25 protein-coding genes and 2 pseudogenes are annotated in these 22,570 nt (G+C 69.1%); 17 read left to right on the top strand and 10 right to left on the bottom strand.

Annotated features, from left to right (window positions below; all coding sequences use genetic code 11):
• The first annotated feature begins 31 nt into the window (after positions 1-31).
• A complete protein-coding gene (locus tag AC067A_RS14685; RefSeq protein WP_478619406.1) occupies positions 32-394 on the top strand; it encodes a winged helix-turn-helix transcriptional regulator in 363 nt (120 codons plus the stop codon).
• A gap of 20 nt (positions 395-414) precedes the next feature.
• On the opposite strand, the pseudogene AC067A_RS14680 reads toward AC067A_RS14685, so the two are convergent.
• Positions 415-570 (bottom strand): annotated as a pseudogene (locus AC067A_RS14680) (IS5/IS1182 family transposase); the annotation flags it as partial.
• A 252-nt stretch (positions 571-822) separates the two neighbouring features.
• Here AC067A_RS14680 and AC067A_RS14675 point away from each other — a divergent pair.
• Together AC067A_RS14675 and AC067A_RS14670 are read left to right on the top strand one after the other, a co-directional pair.
• Complete coding sequence (locus AC067A_RS14675; protein WP_478619403.1) at positions 823-1,077, top strand: hypothetical protein; 255 nt, start codon at positions 823-825, stop codon at positions 1,075-1,077.
• The gene (locus tag AC067A_RS14670; RefSeq protein ID WP_478619400.1) at positions 1,074-2,021 is read left to right on the top strand and encodes an ATP-grasp domain-containing protein; all 948 of its coding nucleotides are present in this window, start codon (positions 1,074-1,076) and stop codon (positions 2,019-2,021) included. Before AC067A_RS14675 ends, AC067A_RS14670 begins: the two co-directional genes overlap by 4 nt.
• An 896-nt stretch (positions 2,022-2,917) precedes the next feature.
• Here AC067A_RS14670 and AC067A_RS14665 read toward each other — a convergent pair.
• Positions 2,918-3,431 (bottom strand): annotated as a pseudogene (locus AC067A_RS14665) (PadR family transcriptional regulator).
• Between the two features lie 72 nt (positions 3,432-3,503).
• Here AC067A_RS14665 and AC067A_RS14660 point away from each other — a divergent pair.
• From AC067A_RS14660 to AC067A_RS14650, 3 genes are all read left to right on the top strand, one after another.
• Complete coding sequence (locus tag AC067A_RS14660; protein ID WP_478619397.1) at positions 3,504-3,869, top strand: isochorismatase family protein; 366 nt, start codon at positions 3,504-3,506, stop codon at positions 3,867-3,869.
• On the top strand, positions 3,842-4,192 hold the full coding sequence (locus AC067A_RS14655; protein ID WP_478619394.1) for a cysteine hydrolase family protein: 351 nt from the start codon (positions 3,842-3,844) through the stop codon (positions 4,190-4,192). The genes AC067A_RS14660 and AC067A_RS14655 overlap by 28 nt, the downstream gene beginning before the upstream one ends.
• A gap of 176 nt (positions 4,193-4,368) precedes the next feature.
• Positions 4,369-4,698, top strand: a complete 330-nt coding sequence (locus tag AC067A_RS14650) for a deoxyxylulose-5-phosphate synthase (protein WP_478619391.1) — start codon at positions 4,369-4,371, stop codon at positions 4,696-4,698.
• Between the two features lie 37 nt (positions 4,699-4,735).
• Here the strand turns inward: AC067A_RS14650 and AC067A_RS14645 are convergent, their stop codons facing one another.
• Positions 4,736-7,102, bottom strand: a complete 2,367-nt coding sequence (locus AC067A_RS14645; protein WP_478619388.1) for an FUSC family protein — start codon at positions 7,100-7,102, stop codon at positions 4,736-4,738.
• Positions 7,103-7,258: 156 nt separating this feature from the next.
• On the opposite strand from AC067A_RS14645, the gene AC067A_RS14640 reads away from it, so the two are divergent.
• Both AC067A_RS14640 and AC067A_RS14635 read left to right on the top strand, forming a co-directional pair.
• Positions 7,259-8,338: an MFS transporter gene (locus AC067A_RS14640; RefSeq protein ID WP_478619386.1), complete on the top strand. Its 1,080-nt coding sequence runs from the start codon at positions 7,259-7,261 to the stop codon at positions 8,336-8,338.
• A gap of 229 nt (positions 8,339-8,567) precedes the next feature.
• Entirely contained in the window at positions 8,568-8,978 is a 411-nt protein-coding gene (locus tag AC067A_RS14635; RefSeq protein ID WP_478619384.1) for a TetR/AcrR family transcriptional regulator, read from the top strand.
• Positions 8,979-9,241: 263 nt separating this feature from the next.
• Here the strand turns inward: AC067A_RS14635 and AC067A_RS14630 are convergent, their stop codons facing one another.
• Together AC067A_RS14630 and AC067A_RS14625 are read right to left on the bottom strand one after the other, a co-directional pair.
• Complete coding sequence (locus tag AC067A_RS14630; protein WP_478619381.1) at positions 9,242-9,667, bottom strand: DUF4267 domain-containing protein; 426 nt, start codon at positions 9,665-9,667, stop codon at positions 9,242-9,244.
• 376 nt (positions 9,668-10,043) lie between these two features.
• A complete protein-coding gene (locus AC067A_RS14625) occupies positions 10,044-10,490 on the bottom strand; it encodes an anthrone oxygenase family protein (RefSeq protein WP_478619378.1) in 447 nt (148 codons plus the stop codon).
• A gap of 91 nt (positions 10,491-10,581) precedes the next feature.
• On the opposite strand from AC067A_RS14625, the gene AC067A_RS14620 reads away from it, so the two are divergent.
• The 3 genes from AC067A_RS14620 to AC067A_RS14610 all read left to right on the top strand — a co-directional run bounded on the left by AC067A_RS14620 (position 10,582) and on the right by AC067A_RS14610 (position 12,300).
• Entirely contained in the window at positions 10,582-11,160 is a 579-nt protein-coding gene (locus AC067A_RS14620; protein WP_478619375.1) for a TetR/AcrR family transcriptional regulator, read from the top strand.
• Positions 11,161-11,426: 266 nt separating this feature from the next.
• Complete coding sequence (locus tag AC067A_RS14615) at positions 11,427-11,645, top strand: hypothetical protein (protein ID WP_478619372.1); 219 nt, start codon at positions 11,427-11,429, stop codon at positions 11,643-11,645.
• Between the two features lie 322 nt (positions 11,646-11,967).
• On the top strand, positions 11,968-12,300 hold the full coding sequence (locus AC067A_RS14610; protein ID WP_478619369.1) for an alpha-amylase: 333 nt from the start codon (positions 11,968-11,970) through the stop codon (positions 12,298-12,300).
• Between the two features lie 118 nt (positions 12,301-12,418).
• On the opposite strand, the gene AC067A_RS14605 is transcribed toward AC067A_RS14610, so the two are convergent.
• Complete coding sequence (locus AC067A_RS14605) at positions 12,419-13,378, bottom strand: LysR family transcriptional regulator (RefSeq protein WP_478619366.1); 960 nt, start codon at positions 13,376-13,378, stop codon at positions 12,419-12,421.
• A 756-nt stretch (positions 13,379-14,134) separates the two neighbouring features.
• Between AC067A_RS14605 and AC067A_RS14600 the strand changes: the two genes are divergently transcribed.
• Together AC067A_RS14600 and AC067A_RS14595 are read left to right on the top strand one after the other, a co-directional pair.
• Positions 14,135-15,034 carry an RNA polymerase sigma factor gene (locus AC067A_RS14600; RefSeq protein ID WP_478619363.1) on the top strand — a complete coding sequence of 300 codons (900 nt, stop codon included), beginning with the start codon at positions 14,135-14,137 and terminating at the stop codon, positions 15,032-15,034.
• A gap of 461 nt (positions 15,035-15,495) precedes the next feature.
• Positions 15,496-15,984, top strand: a complete 489-nt coding sequence (locus tag AC067A_RS14595) for an SsgA family sporulation/cell division regulator (RefSeq protein WP_478619623.1) — start codon at positions 15,496-15,498, stop codon at positions 15,982-15,984.
• A 181-nt stretch (positions 15,985-16,165) separates the two neighbouring features.
• On the opposite strand, the gene AC067A_RS14590 is transcribed toward AC067A_RS14595, so the two are convergent.
• Positions 16,166-16,915 (bottom strand): MBL fold metallo-hydrolase, encoded by a 750-nt coding sequence (locus tag AC067A_RS14590; RefSeq protein ID WP_478619360.1) that lies wholly within the window; start codon positions 16,913-16,915, stop codon positions 16,166-16,168.
• A gap of 88 nt (positions 16,916-17,003) precedes the next feature.
• Here AC067A_RS14590 and AC067A_RS14585 point away from each other — a divergent pair, with 88 nt between their 5' ends.
• Together AC067A_RS14585 and AC067A_RS14580 are read left to right on the top strand one after the other, a co-directional pair.
• Positions 17,004-17,603 (top strand): CGNR zinc finger domain-containing protein, encoded by a 600-nt coding sequence (locus AC067A_RS14585; protein ID WP_478619357.1) that lies wholly within the window; start codon positions 17,004-17,006, stop codon positions 17,601-17,603.
• 417 nt (positions 17,604-18,020) lie between these two features.
• Complete coding sequence (locus AC067A_RS14580) at positions 18,021-18,323, top strand: WhiB family transcriptional regulator (RefSeq protein WP_478619354.1); 303 nt, start codon at positions 18,021-18,023, stop codon at positions 18,321-18,323.
• 1,033 nt (positions 18,324-19,356) lie between these two features.
• Here the strand turns inward: AC067A_RS14580 and AC067A_RS14575 are convergent.
• From AC067A_RS14575 to AC067A_RS14565, 3 genes are all read right to left on the bottom strand, one after another.
• Positions 19,357-19,752, bottom strand: coding sequence for a hypothetical protein (locus tag AC067A_RS14575; protein ID WP_478619351.1), 396 nt, complete (start codon positions 19,750-19,752; stop codon positions 19,357-19,359).
• A 179-nt stretch (positions 19,753-19,931) separates the two neighbouring features.
• Positions 19,932-20,498 carry a DUF4291 domain-containing protein gene (locus AC067A_RS14570; protein WP_478619348.1) on the bottom strand — a complete coding sequence of 189 codons (567 nt, stop codon included), beginning with the start codon at positions 20,496-20,498 and terminating at the stop codon, positions 19,932-19,934.
• A gap of 132 nt (positions 20,499-20,630) precedes the next feature.
• Positions 20,631-21,152, bottom strand: coding sequence for a hypothetical protein (locus tag AC067A_RS14565; RefSeq protein WP_478619345.1), 522 nt, complete (start codon positions 21,150-21,152; stop codon positions 20,631-20,633).
• Between the two features lie 564 nt (positions 21,153-21,716).
• Here AC067A_RS14565 and AC067A_RS14560 point away from each other — a divergent pair.
• Both AC067A_RS14560 and AC067A_RS14555 read left to right on the top strand, forming a co-directional pair.
• Positions 21,717-21,971 carry a DUF6479 family protein gene (locus tag AC067A_RS14560; protein ID WP_478619344.1) on the top strand — a complete coding sequence of 85 codons (255 nt, stop codon included), beginning with the start codon at positions 21,717-21,719 and terminating at the stop codon, positions 21,969-21,971.
• 138 nt (positions 21,972-22,109) lie between these two features.
• Positions 22,110-22,535, top strand: coding sequence for a DUF427 domain-containing protein (locus AC067A_RS14555; RefSeq protein WP_478619341.1), 426 nt, complete (start codon positions 22,110-22,112; stop codon positions 22,533-22,535).
• The last annotated feature ends 35 nt before the right edge of the window (positions 22,536-22,570 follow it).

The following is a 22,570-nucleotide window of genomic DNA, read 5'->3' as shown; positions in this document are numbered from 1 at the left end:
TGCGTACCCCCCGGGCGAAACGGAGGCGCGCATGGCGACGTCGGCACGACGAGGGCCCTATTTCTGCGGGATCGACGCGGCGATGGACGTCGTGACCGGGAAGTGGAAGTCGTTGATCCTCTGGGAGCTCCACGAGCACGGCACGCTTCGCTTCGCGGAGCTGCGGCGCGGTCTCCCAGGCGTCAGCGAGAAGATGCTCGTCCAGCACCTGCGGGAGATGGAGGAAGACGGCCTCGTGAACCGCGAGGTGTACCCCGTGGTGCCACCCAAGGTCGAGTACTCCCTGACGGAGCACGGCGTCTCCCTCAATGCCGCTCTGGAATCCCTGGGGGTATGGGGACAGGAACGGATCCAGCGGATCGGCGCGGAGAAGGTCAGCACGGAGGCCGCCTGAGGGCCGCCTGAGAGATCAGCTCATTCGGCGAGTCTGCGGTGGCAGATGAGGGTGCGGGCGATGCCGGTGAAGGCGAGGAAATGCTCGGCTACGGGCTCGTAGCGGCGGGGCAGGCGGCGGCAGCCGGCGAGCCAGGCCATGCTGCGTTCGATGGTCCAGCGGTGGCGGCCGAGTCGCTGCATCCGGCTCTCACCGCTCGGCACGAGGTGTGTGCGGACCCTCGGCGTGAAGCCCGGATCGGCGTGACGTCGAGAGCCGGAAAGCATGGGGAAATGTAGCTCTGGGTGACGTGCGTGACGTTCCGCCACGACAGCGACTTCCCCCTCGCATCGTCATCGCCGCGGCCCGGCTGCACCAAGGACGTATCGGTGGTTCAGTGGAATCAGGGGAAATCTGTATCCACTACCGCAAGCCGAGGAGGTCGGGCGATGTCTGAATTCAGGCTGGGCGATCGAATCGATGAAAGCACGGAATTCGTCAACACTCCACCCCCCGTGGTCTTCAAGGCCCAGCCGACCGGTTACGTTCGGCTGAAGAGCCCCGAGGAACTCCGGGCGTGGGAAGAGGCAGTGCGCCTGACCACAGGCCTTGAGATAGTTGCCGACAGTATCGCGGGTCACGTCTGCGAATCCGGCTGCGAAGTCGACCTCACATCTCGCAGCGACATGTGCGACTTGGCATGATCCTGGCCGTCTCCTACCGTGAGGACTTCCATGCGGTCGCGGTACAGCACGCGGTGCGCAGTCGAGGTCATGACTTTCACATCGTGGAGTGCGACACCATCGGTGGACGAGCGGCTCTCTCGTGGCATTCACACGGAGCCGGAAAGAGTCATGCCCCGGGAAGGGCGACCCTGGTGACGTCCGAGGGCGCGATCGTCGACCCGGAGGAGGCGAGCCGTCTTTGGTGGCGGCGAGCCAGGGCCGACCAGGAGATCAGCGAGAGAGTGGACAGTGCCCACCAGCGCAGTCTGATCAACAACGACTGCCGCGGCGCGCTCGCCGGCGTCCTCGCCGCCGCCTTCCACGGGGATTGGATTTCGTCCCCTGAAGCAACCGACCGGTCCTCGGACAAGGTGTATCAACTGGCGGTAGCAAGGGAGGCAGGGTTCCGGGTGCCGCAGACCCTGGTCTCGCAGTCACGTGAGGATGTCATCGCCTTTACCAAGGAAGTCGGACGGGCCATTGTCAAACCCGTGGTCGGCGCCCGGGGACCTTCGCTCTACACGAGCTGGGTTGAGGGACCGGAGTCGATCCCTGAAGGGTCGTTCGAGGTCTGCCCCGCCACCTACCAGGAGTACATCGAAGGCAATCGACACGTGAGGCTCAACTGTTTCGGTGACCACATGTACGGAGCTCTCATCGCGACAGAAGCGCTCGACTGGCGCCCCGACCTCAATGTGCCCATTTCGGCTTGGCCCGTTCCCGAGTACGTGAGCAGGCAGGTAGAAGAAGTGCTGCGCCGCCTGGGGCTTCGCATGGGCGTGGTGGATCTGAAACTGACATCGGAGGGCGAGCCGGTATGGCTTGAAGTGAACCCACAGGGCCAGTTCTTGTTCCTGGAACCGCTAACCGGCCAGCCCCTGACCGAACTCTTCGCCGATTTTCTGCTGTCTGCGGCGGCTTAGACCGTGGTCCTACAGGGCCTGAATGGTCAGTGCGCGGCTTCGGACATGCAGGCTCCTGCCTTCTGCTCCGGGCTACGCGGTCGACTCCGGCGGGCTGCTTGCGCCGCGGAACCGACTTTTCGAACCGCTGGGGGTCGAGCCCGGTGCACGAAGCTGCCCAGCGCAGCTTCCCCTCCGTGTCCCACCAGCCCATACGAGATCAGCACCGTGGCGTTCGGCACAGCACCAAGAATGCTCCTACGAGCGAAGAGCTGGTGAGATTCGTCAAGGCGGGGCGGGATGAGGTGGTCGGACTGGGCACCGCACTGCGACGGTGACCACGATGACGACGGAGAGGGTGAAGGGGCCGGGAGCAGTGGCACTCGCTGACAGCTCGTCATGGTATGCCGTGGTGTTCCTCAAGGTGGTGTTCCTCAAGGTGGTGGTTCGGATCCGGCGGTGCACCGCGGGAGGCTCGAGAGCCGGTCACAAGGAATGGAAGGCTTCTCTGAGCCGACGTGGGAGGCGGTGGAGTGGCGGCGGGAGGAGTTCGCCCCGTGGGCCGTTGACCGGTTGGTGCTGGACAGTGCGATCGATTTTCCGTCGAGCGTCGCGACGGGCGGACTGGGGCGGACTCGACGAGCTTGGAAACCATGGCCAAGGCGGCGGCCGAGCCGCCGGCGCCGGCGCTGCGGGTGACCTTGCTACGGAGCTTGGGTACCCCAGCGCACAGCGGATCCGTATCTCCGTCATGCGGTTGCGCCATGGGCGATCAACGCTTTCGGGTACGCCGAACTCGTCGAAGTCGTGCCCGGCAAGCCGCCCCGGCCGCTCGCTTACGAAGTAGAGGAGCGCGGCCGGCGCGCTCCCGCGCGATGATCAAGGTGAGTGCCGCGGCAGGGGATGTGCCGCTGTCGTCAGTCCAGGACCTCTTTGAGCCAGGACTGTTCTGCGCGGTTGGTGGCGCGGGCGATGGTGAGCAGGCCGCGACGGTAGGGGTCGGCGGTGTCCTCGGCGCGCAGGGGGTGGTCGTGGTCGTGGAGGAAGCTTGCGGACTGTTGCAGGAACTCCAGGCGGCGGCGCCAGTACCGTGTGCTAGTCAGCGGTGTCCGGGAGCTGGGACAGGAAGGCCAGGACGGTGAAGTACCGGGTGCTGTCGCCGATGTCCAGGCCGTCCGCGTCGCGCAGCCGGTGCAGGAGTTCGGTGCGGTCGGCGGGGGTCAGGGTCAGCGTGTGCCGCTGAGTGGCCGAGACGCCGGGCTCCGTTCTGCGGTCCAGGAGCCCGGCGTTGACCAGTCGGGTGATCGCCGGATAGAGGCTGCCGTCGCTGACCGGACGGGTGTGGCCGGACAAGTGGGCTGTGCGGCGGCGCAGTTGGTGGCCGTGGAGCGGCCCGTCGGCGAGGAATCCCAGGATCGCGAGTTCGAGCATGCTGCTGCCCTCGCACATCGAAACGAGGTATCTCGAGTCGAGGTATCTCGGATCGAGATAAGGGGGGTAGGGATGTACACCGAGGAAGGGGTGACCGCTCGGGCGCGTGACGCTTATGAGCACGGCCAGGCGTCCTTCGACGTACGGCCGGAGCGGACGGCGTTACTGGTCGTCGACATGCAGGACGAATTCGTCCGGCCCGGCTGGAGCCCGTACCGGGTGCCGGCCGCGACACGGATGTCACCACGACGGCGCCGGCTCATCGAGACATGCCGAACCGCCTCCGTCCCGGTCATCTGGACGATCTTCGACGACACCCATCTCGGCTGGACCGCCCCAACGCCCTGCGACACCTTCCGCGCTCCGACACCGACTGGCGCCGGCCGGGCCCCGCCGAGGTATGGGACCAGATGGGCGCGCGCCCCGACGAGCCCGTGATCCGCAAGCCCTCCTGCGGAGCGTTCTACGACACTCCGCTCGACACGTTGCTCCGCGGCCTCGGCCGCGACACGGTCATCGTCAGGGGAACGCTCACCAACTACTGCTGCGGCACCACAGCCCGGCAGGCGTACGAACGCGGCTACAAAGTCGTCTTCGGCGCAGACGTCACGGCCACCGACGACGCATCCCGGCAGGAGCCAGAACTCGCCGTCCTCCGCAAGGGCTTCGCATCCGTGCTGACCGCCCAGGAGATCACCCGCCGCCCGAGCAAGACCGATGCCGGCATTCCGGAGCCGGCCGACCGGACGAACACCGGCTGACACTCGGCTGACACCAGCTGACACCCGATTGACACCGCAGGCACGCGCGGACCCGCCGCCCGGCCGCCGGGAGGAGCACGGCGAAGCCGGTGGTGCCAGGGTCTGTCCCTTCGATCTTGCTGAAGGCCGCGGAAACCCGTTCGAGTTCGTCACGGGCGGGTCGTACTCTGACCGGCATGGCCCACGCGAAGACCTCCTTTGTCTGCCTGCCTTGTCGGGCCTCCTACAAGCAGCCCTACCTCGGTGACCACGACCGGCTCTGCCCCCGCTGTGCCGAGCCGTTGATCCATGTGGGTTCCGCCTTTGCCGCGCCGCGGCGGCGCGACACTGCTGCCTGGCGGACCTTGTCGGTGCTCTTGAATGCCGGCGTCCGCTTTCACAAGAGCTGCTGTGGCGGCCCTGGCTATCGTCCGCGCACGCTCAGCGAGGTGCGCGAGCGTCTGACGTACGCACGAAGGACCGGCGAACCGTTCGCGCGTGCGTTGGTGCGCCACGAGCTGCCCTAGCCGTCGGGCGGTACGGTCACGCCTTCGCACGCGCCGGTCAGACCCCGGGCGTCAGATGCGTGCTGTCCCGTCCGGACGGGTCGTCGCCGGCAGCGGCGGTACCGGTACCGGTACCGCCGCTGCCGGCGACATCCCTATCGAGGTCGCCATCGCCTGCGCCTGCGAGGCGTGCCAGGTCCGTCGTCAGTGAGGCCAGCCAGGACACGGTCGCGTAGTACACGCGCGGTGCGGCGCCCGGCGGGTCGTCCGCGATGGCAGTGGAGACCGTCATGGGGTGGGGTAGCCCCGTGGCTTCCGCAGCGTCCCCGGTGGGGTCGATGCGGGCCGAGGTCAGCAGCATGCCCGCAGCGACCCGGTCGCCCGTGCGGATGAGGGACTCCGCGGCCTCGCCCCCCAGCGGCGGAACCACGACCGGCTCGGGTGGCACGAGAAGTCGGTCGGCGCCCCACAGCGTGTGGTGCCCGGCGATCAGCGCGGCCTGCCAGTCCTGGCCGACGGGCGGCGGAGTGGGCCCGGCGGGTTCGCTCTGGTATTGCGCGTAGGCCGACTCCGCCATGACCAGTGCGTGCTGCAGGGAACGGTGACCCGGTGCGGTGACCAGCGGCACGCGTCGGCCGCCCTCCGTGACCTGCGCCGTCGTGGCCACGACGATTTCCGCGGCGGTCCGCAGCAGCATCGCGACCGAGCGCCGCAACTCGTCATGGGCGCCCCGCGGCCAGGCCAGCAGCCCGAACAGGGCGCCGATCGCGCTGCCGGCCAGCACGTCGAGCAGCCGGAACTCGGCGAGCTGCCAGGTGGCCGGCGCCAGCTGCGCGAAGACCAGGGAGACCACCACCGTGAACAGTGCCTGCGCCCACCCGACGCCCTTCACCGGCCCCAGGGTGAAGGTGACGAGCATCAGCGGCGGCAGCGCCACGGCGTAGACCTCGATGTCGGTGCCGACGCCGGCCAGCAAGGCCGCCGCGACCAACGCACCGACGAGGGTGCCGGTCAGTGCCTTCCGCTCCGCCGTCCGGGTCTCCCGTACCGTCGTACGCGTCAATGTCAGGGTGGCCAGCAGCACCCAGAAGCCGTGCGGGAGCGTGTCGATGCCCGCGATCAGCCGGGCCGCCGCCAGGGCCAGGCTGATCCGTACCGCGTTCTGGAAGAACACCGAACGGCCACCGACATGCCCCGACAGACGCCGCCACCACAGCCGTGGTGCCCGCATCCGCGCATACCAGAACGGGCCCGGCGGCGGCATGTCAGCCGCTCGGCCCCTTACGGCGATGTCGGCGGCGGTGGACATCGCGAGCGCGGCGTCCGCCACCTCCAGGAGCGCCGCGTTGCGGCGCAGTACAGCGGGAGGCCCGTCGTCGGCCGCCGTCAGGTCTTGCCGGACCTGCCGCAGACGGGCATGCGCCCGGCCATCGGGGATCAGACCCCGTAGCCGGGCGGCGGTCTCCCTCGCCGTGTCCGCGACCGCCCGCAGCGGGTCCGGGCCCCCGGTTTCCGCTACGTCGGTTGCTCCCGCTCGGCCTTCCCGGCCCGCGTCCCCCACCGCCTTGCCGCCCCTCGCTGCCTTGTCGCCCCCCACTGCCTCGCGGGCTTCCGTTCCCTCTGGCGCCCCGCTCCCGGGTACGGCTTCCCGGGGCGGGGCGGCACCCGGCCAAGGTGGTGGCAGCACCGTCAGCCGGCCGATCAGGGTGCGCGTCGCCAGGCCCGCGTGGGCCAGCGCCCTCGGCCGCACACCCGCTCCGGCCGGCCGTTCCGCCTCAGGGACGTGGGAGGAGCGAAGCCCCGTACTCAACGCTTGAGTGATGTGCAGCGTTTCCTCGGACAGCGTGTACGGCGCGGAGCGCAGCCCGTCCGCACAGCGCGCCGCGCCTTCGGCGGCCCGGGCGACCCGTTCGCGGTAGGGCAGGGCCGCCGGCTCGGGCAGCAGTGTCATCTCCGCGATGGTCAGCAGGAGGAGCCCGAAGGTCGCCCCTGCCAGCCGTTCGCCCAGCGAGCCGGGGTCGTAGGGCGGGAACGACGGCAGGATGTACATCAGCTGCATCCCCGTGGCCGCGCCGGCGAATCGTGGTCCCCCGACGGCCATGAACGCCAGCGCGAAACCGACGACCAGCATGCCGACGACGGCACTCCACGTCCGCACGGACAGGTAGGTGCCGAGCGTGATCAGCACCCAGCACACCGGCGCCACGCCCACCACCAGCATGGCCCGCTGGCGTCCGGATCCAGGGAGACGGGACAGCCCGGCCATGGCGATCGCGCCGAACAGGGCGTACGTCGCACCGACCGCCGAGTCGAAGCCGTAGAGAAGCACGTAGAACCCGGCCGTGGCGGCGATCGTGACGCGCAGCGCCCGCCGCGCCGCCGCCCTGTAGGCGGGCGACGGCCGTCGCAGGAACGCGCCAGCCATGCCCCCAGGATCACCCGCCCCGCCGCACCCGGCACGACGGAGGGCGTACGGCCCGGCAGCGAAGTCCGATCCGGGGCCGCTTTGAGTCCACTCCGCGGCCGGTCCGGGCCGGCCCGGGCCGTTCCGAGCCGTTCCGGGACCGCTTCGAGTCCCTCCGTGCCCCCCTCCGGGCCGCTGCTGCCACACGCGCCCAAGCTGACCGGGGCGAGCGCGAGTGCGGCGGGCTGGCTGGCTGACTGGCTTTTGACGGCCACCCTCCTCACCGGTGCGGTGTGCCCTCCGGTGCTCGGCCGGGTCGGCGACATGTACGGCAAGCGGCGGGTCCTCCTCGCATCGCTCGGCGTACTCACCCTCGGTTCGCTGCTCTGCGCGGTCAGCTCCGACATCGGCGTACTGATCACCGGCCGGGCCCTCCAGGGCGCGGCTCTCGCGGTGATCCCGCTCGGCATCGGCATCATCCGCGTACTCCTGACGAGCACCGAGGGCGCCGGCTGGGGCTGGACCTCTCCGCTGATGCCCGGCCTGTTCGGCGGCGCGGTCGCCGTGGGTCTGCTCTGGGGCTGGTACGAACTGCGCACCCCGTTTCCGATCATGGACCTGAGGGTGCCGGCCCGGGCCGCCGTGCTGCTGACCAATGTCGCGGCTCTGCTCATCGGCTTCTCGTTCTACGCCAACTCCCTGGTCACCGCCCAGCTCGTACAGGAGCCCACCAGCACCGGCTACGGCCTCGGCGCCTCCATCGTCGTCAGCGGACTCTGCCTGCTGCCCGGCGGACTCGCGATGGCCGCGCTGTCTCCGCTCTCGGCGCGGATCTCCGCCACGTACGGCCCCCGCACCGCGCTCGCCGTCGCGGCGGTCGTCCTGACCCTGGGCTACGTGGTGTGTTTCTTCACCAGCCACAGCCTCTGGCTCATCGCCGCCGACGCCACCGTGGTCCCCTGCGGGACGGCCATCGCGTACTCCGCGTTGCCCGCCCTCGTCATGCGGGCCGTACCGGTGAGCGAGACCGCGTCGGCCAACGGCCTCGACACCCTGATGCGTTCCGTCGGCCAGGCCTGCTGCAGCGCCGTGGTCACCGCCGTACTGGCCCGTATGACCTTCGTGGCCCACGGCCGCACCGCACCGACGCTCCACGCCTACCTGCTGGTCTTCCTGATCGCCGCCGGAGCGGCCCTCGCCGCCCTCGCCGCCGCCCTCGCCGCCGCCCTCCTCCTGCCGTCCGACCGGCCGGGCTGAGGCACCGCGTGGGACGAGAAGCGGCCGGGCGGTACGGTCGCGGCATCACCGCCCACCAGCGCCGCCCGGGGGAACGCATGAGCACCGCCGAAGAACCCATCCCTCCTGGCCACGGCCGACGCGGTGGGAACCGCCCGCCGGGAAGTCGGTAACTCCCCTGCGGGCGGCAGGGAAGTAGCGGCCTCCCCCGCGGACGACAGAGAAGCCGGCAACTCCCTCGCGGGCGGCAGTGAAGCCGGCAACTCCCTCGCGGGCGGCAGTGAAGCCGGGGACTCCCTCGCGGACGGCGGAGAAGCCGACCCGGAGAACCGACCTCGGCCGACACCTCGTCCTGACCATGGTCGGCCTCCGCGACCGGCTCCGCGGGGACCCGCTCCTGCGCGTGCTCTTCTCCCTCGGCATCGAGGGCGAACGCACCCTGCTGCGCGCGGGCTTCCGCGAACAGATCACGGATCACCTCACCGAGATTCTCACCGGCTCCGACGCCCGACTGCGCGCCGAGCTCATTGCCGGTCAACTCATCTGTCTCGAGACCACATTGAGCCTCCATCGCCCCGACGGAGCCACCGCCCTCACCACCGCCGAACGGCTCGCGGACCTCTACTCCCCAGGTATCCAGCACCTCGTCGACGGGAGCTGAGCAGCGGCCCCCTCGACGTCGGCGGCCCGGCCGCGGAGTCGCCTCACGGGCGGGCTCGCTTCGTGGTCCAGGCCACTGGGGTGCCGGTCTTGCGGGGTGTGCGGACATCGCGTCGCGGGGTGGGGGCGGGTGTTCTTGCGGCCGGGAGGTCGTCCCGGGCCGGGGCGGGTAGCTTGCGACGCCTTGGCCAGGCACGCGACGGTGGGGCGCATGGGCCGGAAGGGGCGGCGGACTGGCGCGTACCGACATGTGCCAAAGCGGCGTCAGGCGGCCTGGGGCGCCGACGTCGCCGGAGCGGCCGCGACTTTGCGGGTCTCGCGCATGATCAGCAGGCCGTTGCCCACCATCAGCGTCGCGGTCAGGCAGTGGACGCCGAGCGCGATGGCCACGGAGCCGTGGTGCGCCAGTACGGTGGCCATGTCGCCGTACGCGGCGAAGGCCTCCACCAGCAGCGCCCAGCCCAGCGCCCGGCGGTGGCCCGTCACCAGCAGGACGCCCAGGACCAGGGCCAGAACGACGTCGCGGATTCCCTTGATGACCAGGAAGCCGTTACCGTCGCCAGACGGCCGGCTCGGCAGGCCGAAGCCAGGCGCCGTCGTCTCCGGGCTGAGGATGAACTCCGTCCCGAACCAGAGGATGAAGAGGATGAAGGCGGCGACCAGGGCGGTGTTGATCTTCTTCAGCGACATCGTTCGTCTCCTTGCGAGTCTTCGCCGGCTTGGTGAGCTTGGTGAGCTTCATGGAGCTTGATGAGTCGTGTGGGGCCTGATCGGGCCGCGAGGACGCCGCCGATCAGGGTCATCGCGGCCGATCCCGGCCGATCCCGGCCGAACGCAGCCGAACGCAGCCGAGTTTGTCGGGATCACTGCTGTGGGATCTGGGCGGAAGTCGCCTTCCCGGATGTCGCAATTTCGATGGGCCCGCCACCCGGGAAGTGGCGGTTCTGCCCACCGGCGCGGCGGCCGCCCGCCGGATCGGACACTCGACGCCCTGCCCGGCTCCCCCTGACGGGGCAAGAGGGTCGACGCGCAGGGCGAACCGATGTGTGTCGAGGCGGCCTCGGTGTCAGGCGAGGGCGGTGACGAGCAGGGTGAAGGCGGCGATGATGACGGCGACGCGGACGTAGTGGAAGCGGTCCCAGCGGTTCATCTGGGCCTTCCAGTCGGCGGGCCGGTTCTCGGGGGTCCAGGTCTTGCCCCGGTTGTTGATCGGGACGAGCAGTGCGACGGACATGATCACGCTGACGATGAGCAGCGCTGCGGCGATGACGACCAGGCCGGTGCCGGGCTGGTGCCAGCCGGTGACGGCCCAGCCCGCGCTCAGGACGAGGGAGCCGATGTACCAGAACGGCATCAGGGCGCCGAGCATCCGGCCCCCGTGGGAGCGGGCTTGCTGGTCGGCGTCCTCCGGGAGCGCGCCGAAGATCCGGTTCATGACGAAGGCGACGGAGAACTCGACCCCCACCATCAGGCCGACGGTCACGGTGGTGAAGACCTGGAGTGCGTTGAGCATGATGACCCCTCCTGGGATCTAGCGCCGCTAGGTGATGAGGCAACGCTAGCGCTGCTATCGCTCGATTGTCTAGCGATGCTAGGATCGAATCATGTCGGTACAGGAACGCAAGCAACGCGAACGGGCGGACCGCGAGCGGCTCATCGTGGCCACGGCCCGCGAACTCGCCGAGCAGCAGGGCTGGGAAGCGGTCACCACCCGCCGGCTCGCCGAGCGCATCGAGTACAGCCAGCCCGTCCTCTACAGCCACTTCCGCGGCAAGCGCGAGATCATCGGCGCCGTGGCCCTCGAGGGCGCCACCGAGATGGCCGCGGCGGTGCGGGCCGCGACCTCCGCCGCGGACGGCCCCCGCGAGCGGGTCGCCGCCCTCGCCCACGCCTACCTCGACTTCGCCAGAAACAACCCGGCGGTCTACGACGCCCTGTTCCAACTCGACGGCGGCCTGGCGTACGCGCAGGAGGACACCCCCGAGCCGCTGAAGGACGCCTTCGCCGCGCTGATGGAGAGCCTGGGCGAGGTCGCCGGGGACGGCGTCCACCCCGGGCTGTTCACCGAGGTGTTCTGGGCGTCCCTGCACGGCCTCGCGACCCTGACCCGGGCGCGACGGCTATTGCCGCAGGACGCCGCACAGCGGGTGGAACTGCTGGTGAACCGGCTCGCCGTGGCCTGACGCACCGACAGGCAGGCAGCGGCCGGGGCCCTCGGACGCCCGCCGCCGCCTGCCGTGGTCCACCTGCGCCGCCACGAACCGGCCGCAATCGCCTTCGTGGCCACGACGAGCCGAAATGACCACGTACACCGACACCGCCTCTACGGGCACACGGCCGAGCACTCCCGGCCTTCGGGCGGAGCGCAGCCGCTCTCACCCGTTATCGCAGGCCGGCTCCCTGACAGGCAGCAGCCGCAGGCGGGACGATCCGCGGCATCATCGATGGGATGCACCACACCCCGCGCCGGGCGGTCACATCGGTCTGCGTCATCGCCGCCGCGTTCCCGGTGAGAGGGAAACGCCGGGGATCGGACCTCGCCTGCGCCGTCATGGCAACCGACCTCGCCACCCACTGGTACGCGGTCTACGGCATCCAACCCATCCTCGTCAGGGAAGAACAGAACCCTCATCCGCACGACCTTCGTTCCACGACGCCGACTCCGTGATCAGAGTCGTTGGCCCTGGCCAATCGGGCTCCCCACGCAAGGCCGGCCGTCACGGACGCCACTCACCCCCCTGACGGTGACCACAGGGACACCCCCGACAACCGGCTTCCCAGGACCTGCCCGACAAGTGCCCGCACCGGCTGCCTCATGGAGCGAGGCCGACACCACGTACGCCTTCTCGACGGCGTTGCAACATCTTTCAATCCCAGAAAAGGTAGTTGACCTGCTGAGTGTTGCCCAGAAGAGGATCTTGACTGAAAAGCTTTGCAGAAACTTGCATCGACGGTCATGTGGTCTGAGGATGCGGGACATGGCAAACCACATGACACGCATATCGCGTCCCGTCGTTCTCGTCGCCATGACCGCGGCGGCTCTCTCGATGCCCCTGGTCACCGCCCCGTCCGCTGGAGCGACCACCGGCTCACCGGCCCCGGAGTGCGTGGAGTACTTCCAGAGCTGGCGCTACACCGACGTCCACAACGGTTGCGGCGACACCGTCTCCGTCACGGTCGAGTACACGAATGGCCAGTGGGCCCCGTGCCGCGTCATCGAGCCCGGCGGCTGGGCGACCTTCTCCGGCTACGGGACGGGGGGCAACTACGTCACGGGGCTGCGGACGTGCGATCCCGCCCTCGTTACCGCCGACGGCGCCTGAGCCCCGGAGATCACGGGCCGACGGGCGCCTGAGAGGTCCTCACAGAAGGCGCCGCCGATGCGGCGACGGGTGGGGATGCCCGTCGGTCCATTCGTATCCGCAGTTCGCCCAGGTGTGTTCAGTCAAGGTTCGGGTGCAGCTCCGGGCGGGACTCCCACCAGGAGCGGTAGAAGGTGTTGTTGGGGACGCTGTCGAGATACGCGCGTCCCGCCGCTCGGTACAGCATCCGGGCGCGGTGCTCGGAGAGCGCGGCGCGGTTCCAGGCGAGGCGGATGCGGCCGGTGACGGGGTCGCCGGCCAGGGGGCGCAGTACGGTGCCTTCCGCGTGCGGCGAGGTCGGCTGGCTCAGGGAGATGGCCCGTCCGGCGGCGATCAGGGCGTAGCGCGTCGTGCGGTCGGCGATCCGGTAGCGCAGCTTCGGTGTGAAACCGGCTTTGCCGCAAACGTCGATCATGGCTTCCGGGCCACCGTCGTCGTCCTCGACGATCGTCAGCCAGGTTTCTTCTGCCAGGTCGGCGAGGTGGATCTCGTTGCGCACGGCCAGCGGATGGGCGGCCGACAGGCGCACGCAGGCCGGTTCCCTGGGTATGAGGGTGCGGGCCGCCACGCCGTCGGGGAGTGGTACCTCGTGGTCGGCGACCTCTCCGTACATGATCGCGTCGTACTGTCCGGCGCCGAGCATGCGGGTGAGGGTGGTCGCCGAGTGCTCGATGGCCACCTCGATCTCGTGGCCGGGCAGTTCCCGCTCAAGGTGTCCGAACAGTCGGTCGGTCAGGACCAGCAGGATGGAGCCGAGCCGCAGGGTCGGATGCGGTGCGGCGGCTCGGACGCCGGCCGCGAGGGCGTCCATCTCGCCCAGGACCCGGCGCGCTTTGGACAGTACGAATTCACCCAGTGGAGTCGGCTTCACACCGTGTTGGCTGCGGACGAACAGCTCTCCGCCCGTGACGCGTTCGATCCGCCGGAGCTGGGCGGACAGGCCCGGCTGGGACACCCCCAGCAACGCCGCCGCACGCCCAAGACTGCCCGCCTCCGCTATTCGGCAGACGGCTTCAAGATGTCTCAATTCCAACTGCACGTCAGCAGCATATGCAGGCCGACAGAGCCGATGGTCAACGCGGTTCGCAGAGGGTTGGGGCCCCGCCGATTTTCAGAGGCTCCGGCAGCGCCGCTGGGCGTGTCGGTGGGCGGATGGGGCAGGTGGCGCCCTGCTGGGCGCGGGTGCGGCGGCCGGCAGCGGCGGCTGCTCGCCTCGGGTCGTTCGGAGCACGGCGGAGGCTGGGGCTGAGCCGAGCCGGAACGGCGCCGTTTCATCGCAGGTGGAGGCGTGAGGTTCGAAGCGGGTCCGTACCTAGAGCCTCGGTAGCACCATGTGCGGCTCCACGACCGCGTCGAGCCGCGACCCGTTCCCGTACACCTGAAGGTGATGCACCATGCGACCGCGCCCGTCCTCGGATCAAGAGCCTCTCCTCACCGTCCGTGCCGCGCTCATCTTCCTGCTGGGCTCCTTGGCCGGAGCATGCACCGGGCTGCTCACCGCCCGTGGGGGTGGAACGCCTGCGGCCGCGCTGCTGAGCGCTGGGGCGGCATTCGCGGGAGGGGTGATGTTCTTCCGTGCTCTCATCGGTTCTGCATCCGGCGCCGAGCCGTCCATCGATCCGCGCGAGGCTTACGACATGTGGTCCGGGGAGGGCGAGGACCTGTTGCCGGATTCGTCCCGCCCGGCTCCGCGACGACGATCCCGGAGGAATTCCCGGAATCCTCGTTAGACGGTCGGCCCGCGCTCCCCTAGCACCCACGCAGAGTCAGAACCGGGCGTGCACCAAGGAGACGCATGCACAACGATCAGCAGGACGGATCGCCGCCACCGTCGTCAGGCGACGTGTCCGAGCAACACCCCACGCTCGGCGACCATCCGCACCCGCCCCTCTACTACACCAGGGCGGAGGCGAGCACCGAGGAGATCGTCCTCAGTGCCCGTCAGGCGGCTGCCGAGGACACCGCGCGCGCCGCCGAGGACACCGCGACCTACGCGATGCTGGCGGACGCGGACTTCAGCGGTGTCGTCTGGGACCTCATGGCCGATTCCCTGGCCGCCTACGCGTATCCGGTCGCGATGAACTGGCTCTACACCGGCCAGATCATCAGCCTGTGCGCGGCACGCCAGCGGCCCGTACACCGCACGCAGCACGACTGGGAGGCGCTGCTGGCCGACCGTGACGAGCGCGAGGAGCTCGTGTGCGAGACCATCGCCCGGGCGCTGAGGGTCTTCCGGGAACACGCGTTGATCAAGGGGCGCTGGAAACCGGAAGGCGGGGCTTCGCTCAAGACCTATTTCATCGGCGCGGTCCTGGGCGAGTTCAGCACGGTCTACGACCGCTGGGCCAGGGAACGCTCCCGCAGACCGCCCTGCGTCCCCGGCGGACTGGAGACCGCGGCCCTGATCCTGGCCGACCACCGTCCCTCCACCGAGGACGAGATCATCGGGCGCAGGGCCGTCCAGAGTTTCCTGGCCGACATCGCTGACGAGGACACGCGCACCGCCGTGCTGCTGTCGATGATGGGCTACAGCAGGCAAGAGGTCGGCGAACATCTCAGCATGTCAGCGGCCGCCGTGACGATGCGTCTGTCACGCCTGCGGCGCAAACGCCCACCTCATCAGAGCGGACCACCGCCGGCGGCACCGCCCGCCGCATCCGGGAACCCGAGCAAGGACGGGGAGGACGCCGAATGAAACCCCAAGAGCTCACCACCACGATGGTGGCCGAGGCCATCGCACGAGTCCGCCTGCTCCGGTTGCGCGTGCCGCCTTCCGGACGTGCCCGCATCGACTCCTGCATGAACGAACTCCACGCTCTCTACGTGAAGTTGGACCTGGAGGAGGATCTGGATCCCGTGGAGGTCCGGACCGCCGCCGGCGTCGTGGGCTTCGTGGCACAGTTGGAGCGCAGCAGCCTCGCCACCTCCGCGGCCACGCAGCTGAGGTCGCGGGCGACCACGACCGCCCTGCGGCGCATCGCCCAGCATGCCGATGTCCTCGGAAACGAGGAGGCGGAGGAGAGCCCGGCAGCCGCTGTGCAGGACGACGCGGAACGGACGACGCCTCCGTCCGAGGCAACCGAGCGGCGCGCGATCCTGCGGACCTTCCTGGAACTGCTCCGTGCGCGCAAGGCCGCTGTCGAGCGGCAGAAGCCGGTGACGCCGGCGAAGGCGTGGACCGTCCGCACCCAAGGGGAGCCCGAGACCACTGAAGTGATCTGCAGCTTCACGCTCCGACTGGTCGTCTCGGACAGCTCCTCCCTCCCCGTTCCCGCCGAAGCCGTCTACCGCGTCTCGGACCCGTACGCCGTGCGGATGACGTTCCACACCGGCGCGGAGGAAACCGTCGAATGGGTCTTCTCGCGCGAACTGCTCACCGGTGGCGTCCGCACCCCCGTCGGCACGGGGGACGTGCGCGTGTGGCCCTCCATGAAGGGGAAGGGCACCGTGTGCATCGCTCTCAGCTCACCCGAAGGCGAGGCGCTGATGTACGCCCCGACCGGCGCCCTCCAAGCCTTCCTGCGAGCCACGCACAAAGCCCTCCCCCCAGGCACGGAAGGCAAGTACGTGGACATCGACGCCGCCTTCCCGGACAGCACCCCGCCGCCCGTGGACTCGCCGCAACGAAAGAACAACAACGCCTAGCGACACCTGCGCGTGCCGGACCCGTACGGAATGCGGGCGAGACCGAGGGGGGTGGCGGTCTCGGTGTCAGGCTCGGGCAGGGTGTCCAGCCCGGGCAAGTCGTCCGGCGGGGCCTCCACGACAAGGACGGGGCTGCGCAGTGGCGGCCCTGGCCCTTCCGCGGGAGGCCTGAGGGGTCGGTTCAGTTCAGGTCGAGGCGGTCGGCGAGGCCGGCGGCGGTGAAGGCGGCTCGCAGGGCGTCGCGGCCTTCGGTGAAGTGGGCCCAGCCCTCGTAGTGGACGGGGACCACCCGGCGGGCGTCGAGGATCCTGGCGGCCTCGGCGGTCTGGGCGCTGTCCAGGACGATCACCGCTCCGCCGAAGAGGACGTCGAAGCGCGGTGCTCCGGCGAACAGGATGGCGGTGTCGACGGGGCCGAAGTGTTCGGCGATCTGCTTGACGGCGTCGAGGGAGGCGTTGTCGCCGCTGACGTAGAGGGTGGGCAGGCCCTGTCCGGTCAGGACGAAGCCGACGACCTGGCCGGTGAACGGTTCGACGTCCTCGCGGGCGCCGGGGCCGTGGACCGCGGGCACTCCGGTCACCGTGATCGTGCCTCCGCCGGGCCGTTGCAGCTCAATCGACTCCCAGTCGGCCAGCCCCTTGGCGCCGCCGCCGAGTCGCCGAGCGCCCCCGGGCGTGGTGAGCGTGAGCGGGACTTCGGTGAGGAAGGCGCGTCCGGAGGTGTCGAGGTTGTCCGGGTGCTCGTCGTGCGAGAGCAGGACCACGTCGACGTGGTCGGGTACGCCGGCGGAGGGCGTGGTCTTGGTCAGCCGCGCGCCGGGCACCTCGTAGTCGCCGGGCTCGTCGAAGGTGGGGTCGGTCAGGAAGCGCAGGCCGCCGTAGTCGAACAGGGCCGTCGGACCGCCGAAGACACGGACAGGTATCGCCGTCATCAGGATGCCTCACGTTTGAGAAGTTTCTTATCCGTGAGAGGAAGCTAGCGCCCTCTCACGGATAAGAGCAAGCGGTAACATGAGAAGCATGGATGAGTCCCAGACAGGCGACGCCGTACCGCCGCCCACACCGGGAGCCGAGGACTACCTCGCCCTCGACTTCGTCAACAGCGCCATCGCGCTGCCCGGCGGGCAGTACGTCGACCTGCTGGACACCCCCGCGACGACCAACCACTGGCTCACACAACACGGACTGGCTCCGTCCGACGCCGGGGTACAGGAGACGTGCGCTGTGCAGCTGCGCTCGTTGCGCGAACACCTCAGAGCACTGTTCGCCGCACGGGTGGACGGACTGCCCGCCCTGCCCGCGGATCTGTCAGCCGTCAACGACGCACTGAACAAAGCCCCCGCGGCCGCGCTACTGCACTGGGACGAGAACACCGGCCCCTACCGCGCGACGCAGTGCCCCACCCACGAGATCCTCGACCGCGCCCTGGCGACCCTCGCCGCCAACGCGGCCGACCTGCTGACCGGCACCGACGCCGAACGCCTCACCGCCTGCGGCTCCCCTCCCTGCACCCGCTACCTGCTGCGCCACGGCCGGCGCCAGTGGTGCTCCGTCCGCTGCGGCGACCGCGCCCGCGCCGCCCGCGCGTACGCTCGCCGCACCCACACCACGCGGGCCTGACCGACCCCGGATCACCACACACGATGCCGAAGTCGACGCCGAAGTCGACGCCGATGCCGATGCCAGTCGACGCCGACGCCGACGCACCCCCACGGCCATCGAGGACGGGGCAGGGGCACGGCAGACACAGTGCGGCCGCGGACCCATGCCCAGCGGCGCAGTCGAACGGCGAACAGGCAGCGCGGGCCCGTATGGCGTGGGGCGCGGTTGCCGGCGGCGTCGAACTGGACGGTCCGCGCTCCGCTCCCCCGCGCTGGTGGCCGGATGCCTGCGACTCCTAGCTGAGGGCATCTTTCCGCGTCACCCGAAAGAGGGAAGTGGACACCGAGCCGTAGACCCGTGGCACATGCCTCCGTAGCGTCCCTGCTCTGTCAGCGCCGCCGACTCCGAGGCGGCGCGGGGCCAGGGCGGGGGAACATGGACGAGCGCTGGATGACGTCGGCTTTGTGCCGGACGGTGCACCCGGATGATCTCTTTGTCGAAGGGGCTGCTCAGAATCAGGCGAAGGCCGTGTGCACCGGCTGCCCCGTGAGGGCCGAGTGCCTGGCACACGCTTTGGACGGACGGATCGAGCACGGCGTCTGGGGTGGGATGACGGAACGGGAGCGACGCGCTCTGCTGAAACGTCGGCCCATGGTGCAGTCCTGGGTTCGACTCCTGGGCGCCGCCAGGCGTCAGCACAGCGCTGAGGCGGCGCCTTCGAAGCGCGATTGCGCGTGAGCAGGCGGAACATCTCCAGTAGGTGTGCTCATGGTGGCGCCGGCCACGCTGAAGTGGCGTGCGCGGCGCCGGTCCTCAGCCCTGCCCGTGCCCGCGCACGTACGATCTGGCCGACGGGTTCAGGCGAGCCCGTGCCCGTCGGCCAGATCGTACGTGTGTACACCAGGGTCTCCACGACGCCCATCACGGCGAACCCCTCGGGATCCGAAACTCCCCTGCCATGGTGGGCGCGGGTCTCTGACGGCTTCGTCCGCACCATGGCGGCAAGCAGCGCGCAGCTGGCTCCAGCACTTGCAGCATGTTGGCCGGTCCGGAATCGTGTTCCGCGAAAGTGAAGCTCACTGGACCTCCGGACCTGCTGCGCCTCATCGCGAACGGGACGTGGGTGTCCAGCGGCGTTTTCTCGAAGCACAGTTGGACGGCGTGGCAGAAGAGGTTGTCGGCGATGTGCTCGACGGTCTCCCAGCAGTCCTACTCCAACGAGCCGGCCTTGCCTGCCGTCCCAGACCTTTGGGGACGCCTCCCGGAGAGTGGTGACGGCGAGTTGGACGGCTTGCTCAAGGCGTCCGCGGTGACAGGCGGCAGTTCGGCAGTTCGGCAGTTGATCGAGGCATGGCAGGAACCATGACGCGCCTGCTGAGAGCTACTCCAAGGACCGGCTGAGAACCGGGCGGACCTTCGCGGTCAAAGCAGCGACACGCCTTGAAGCGTGTCGCAGAAGTGTATCGGGCCGGGCCGGCCACGTGTCCGTCCCGATCAGGTGCTGGCGGATAAGACGTACGCCTCCCGTAAGAACCGGGCCAATCTGCGCCGCCGGGGGTCCGCTGCACCATCCGGACAAGGCCGATCAGGCGCGCAACCGTTAGAAGCTTGGCTCCCGCGGTGACCGGCCATCGCACTGGGACCCGGTCGACTACCGCGAGCGGTGATGCGGTCGAGTGCGGCATCAACCCTCTCAAAAGGCACCGAGCCGTGGCCACGAGGTACGACAAACTAGCCGTCCGCTACGAAGCGACTGTTCTGGTGGCAGCTATCAACGAGTGGCTGTGAGGGGGTGGTGACGGGCGCATGACTCTGCGGGTGACCACGGGCCCCAGGAAAGAGTGTCACGCCAGCCGGGTCGCTCATGGGCCCAGCCCTGGAGCACCTCCGCCACAGGTTCCACTGCGAAGACCTCGTGCTCGCGGGGTACCCATGCCTGGAAGTGCTTGTCCGGCCCTCCCTCGCGGTATTCCACCTGGTAGCTCAGGTCGTCATTGAGATAGACCTGCATGTAGTGCTGATCTGCAGGCTCCAGATCAAGCCGTCGCACGACGACAAATCGCGATCCGAGACTCATGTCGGCCAGCAGGTCGTGCAGCTGTTCCTCGGAGGGGTCGTCCCAGGTTGTTCCGTTCGCCTCAACTGCTTGAAGCACTGGTGTTGCCATGCCTCTGACTCTAGTCACACACCAGGATCTCCACCTCGGTGGGCTCTACTTCCGACACACGCTCTACTGGTCTTTTCGTTAGTTCTGTGGGGTTTGTTGCGAAAGTGCTGGTGGGGGTCGGCTCATCGACGTCCGATGGCAATCGGTGCGGGGTGGCCCGGTTTCGTGGCGGTCGGCGGTCACCCACCCGAGGAAAGGCGCTTCTCCAGTGTCCTGGGCAGCGGGTAGGCGCGTTCTGTGGGAAACAGCCGTTGGGCTTTTGCAGCATGCCCAGTCTGTATCAGGGAAGCAGCCTTGCGGGCGTGCAGGGTGAGGTCGGTGAGACTGACAATCCAGTCGTCGGTGAACGTGCGAATCAGATGGCGGCCTATGCCGACCTGGATGCTGTAGTGGTTGAGCGCCGCGCCACGCGGCGAGCGCTCCGGGTCCCATTGGACATGCACGGTTGCCTGGGCCACGGCTGCTGGGTCTGCGGTCGTGAGCACGGCCTGGGATAGGGCCTCCTCCCAGCCCTCGCGCGTTATCCGCACCGCGAGAACGCGCTCCTGACCGGGTTTGCGGGCCCAGTTGCTCCGGTGCATCAGCCACATGAACGACGGCTTGATCCACGTCATCCTGTGGAATGAGAACGGCGCAACGAAGCGGCCCGCCCGCAGTGCCGCGTCAGCGATGGCAGGCGCGTACGCCTGGTAGACCACGATCGTGCGAGCGTCGTAATCGGCACGAATCTGATATTGGGGGGCCATGCGCCGCACCCTGCCATCCGCCTCATGAGCCTCGCGAGCCGTTTTTCTCGCACTGGCCCCGGAGCCGGTTGTGAAAGTACTGGTCACAGCCACTCGTTGACAGCCGCGACGAGTGGCTGTGACCCTCGGCCATCACACGATGGGATCCACGTTCCAGGTCTCCGGCAGATCGCTGCCGCAGAAGACGCAGACGAAGTCGTCCTCGCGCACGATGTTGTGCTCCTGGCAGTCAAGACACCGGCGGAACACCACCTCGTGGGTGAAGCTGGAAGGCCGTTCGATCCCTACGTCGTCCAGAGCACGAGCGACTGCCGACCAGGAGGTGACGTCGGGGCAGTATCCGGTGGACTGGTTGCTGACCTCGTCCACGGCCCACCGGTCTGCCTCGCGCATGAAGCTGATCTCGCCAGCACTCAGAACCATGTCCCCGCCGGCACAGGCCACGTGCTCGCTCCGTCGCGGCGCCAGCCGAAGCACACCATCCACGCCAACCACGAAGGTGAACGGTTCGGTCAGTTCTGCTGCCGATCGCTCAGCGATCCAGCTGTCGAAGTCAGCCGCCGAGCCGATTCGGTACCCGCCGCTGTCAGGCCGGACCGCAGCCTTTAGCTCGACCGGTCCGACGTATCGGTAACTCCGCCCCCGCGTACTCACGTCAGCCAACCTAGAGCACTTCCGACACACGCCCTAACGAGCTCGTGCACGGTAGGTGAGCCTCCTCTCGCCACGCTGTCCGAAAGGGATGCGGGACGCCTGATCAGGGACGGGGTCGCGGTGCTGACGGCCGTAACGGGTCGCTCAGGACGAGGCCGCAGCAGAGAGGTGCCACGGGGCTCAGCGGAACACAGGGGCCGCCTACCGGTCGCCATCCCACGCGGGCCGACCGTGAGACCGGTTTTCGGGCGTCCCCCGTCCCGGAGCCTTCCATCACTCCTGCTGCGGACCGGTCCCGCTTGCCGCCGGGCGCTGTGGAATCCGCGGAGGTTCCGCACCTTTTCACCCCACCGCAGCGTCACGACGTGGCGCGCGAACCTGTCCACCTCGTACCAGGGCCAGGCCGAGTCGCGGCCTCACGTCCGCACACACAGCCACCGGGCCCGTGCACGCCCTGCCTCCCCGGAACGGGCCGATCGGGTGACAAAGAAAATCCAGGCATCCGAAGGAGGTGATGACCCCGTAGATGGTGTCAAGCGTCCGAATCCCTCATCGGAGGTTCTCTTGCACACCCTCATCGGACTGATCGTCGTCACGGTGCTCATCGCCGGCTTCGTCCTGGGAACACGCCTCCACGCGACGGAGACGGCGCCACCCCTCCCCCACGAACAGCCGCGCCGCCCTGTCACCGACCGCCTGCCGGGAGCGACCTCCGAGTTCCGCCGCGCCTTGGAGGTCCCCCGGAGCAGCCAGAAGCAACGGCTCCGGCCGTACCAGCTGCGGGGACGCACCGAGCAGGTGCCCCCCGGACACGACTGACGCAATCCTTCCGGCTTTCCTGCATCCACGGGGTCCGCGGCCGAAGAAGAATCCGAGAGGAGGCTGATCGCTATGAGTCAGGTCCGGCGAGGGCTCAGGCCGACCGAATCGGTCTGGGAGTACCCCAGACCTCCCCGCGTGGTGTCCGACGCACGCCGGATCGTCGTCCGCCACCACGGCGTCGTCCTCGCGGACTCTGACCGGTGCGTACGCGTTCTGGAGACGAGCCACGCGCCGGTCTTCTACGTCCCCTGGCAGGACGCTCGCATGGGCCTGCTGACACGATCGGCCAGGGTCACGGTCTGCGAGTGGAAGGGTGCGGCGTCCTACTGGACCTTGACGGTTCTCGGGACGATCGTCGAGGACGTGGCCTGGAGCTACGACGAGCCCGATCCCGCGTACGCGGCGCTCGCCGGCCGTGTGGCCTTCTATCCCAGCCGCGTCGACAGCTGCACCGTCGACGGGGAACGGGTGCTGCCACAGCCCGGTGACTTCTACGGAGGGTGGATCACCGGGGAGATAGTCGGCCCCTTCAAGGGGCTCCCTGGCAGCGCCGGCTGGTGAGCCTGCGCGCAGAGCCTGCGGAGCCCCGAACCCGT

This window comes from Streptomyces sp. NPDC043176, assembly GCF_056436715.1.
Note: the sequence above shows the minus strand (reverse complement) of the source record. Positions and strands in the feature narration are given on the sequence as shown.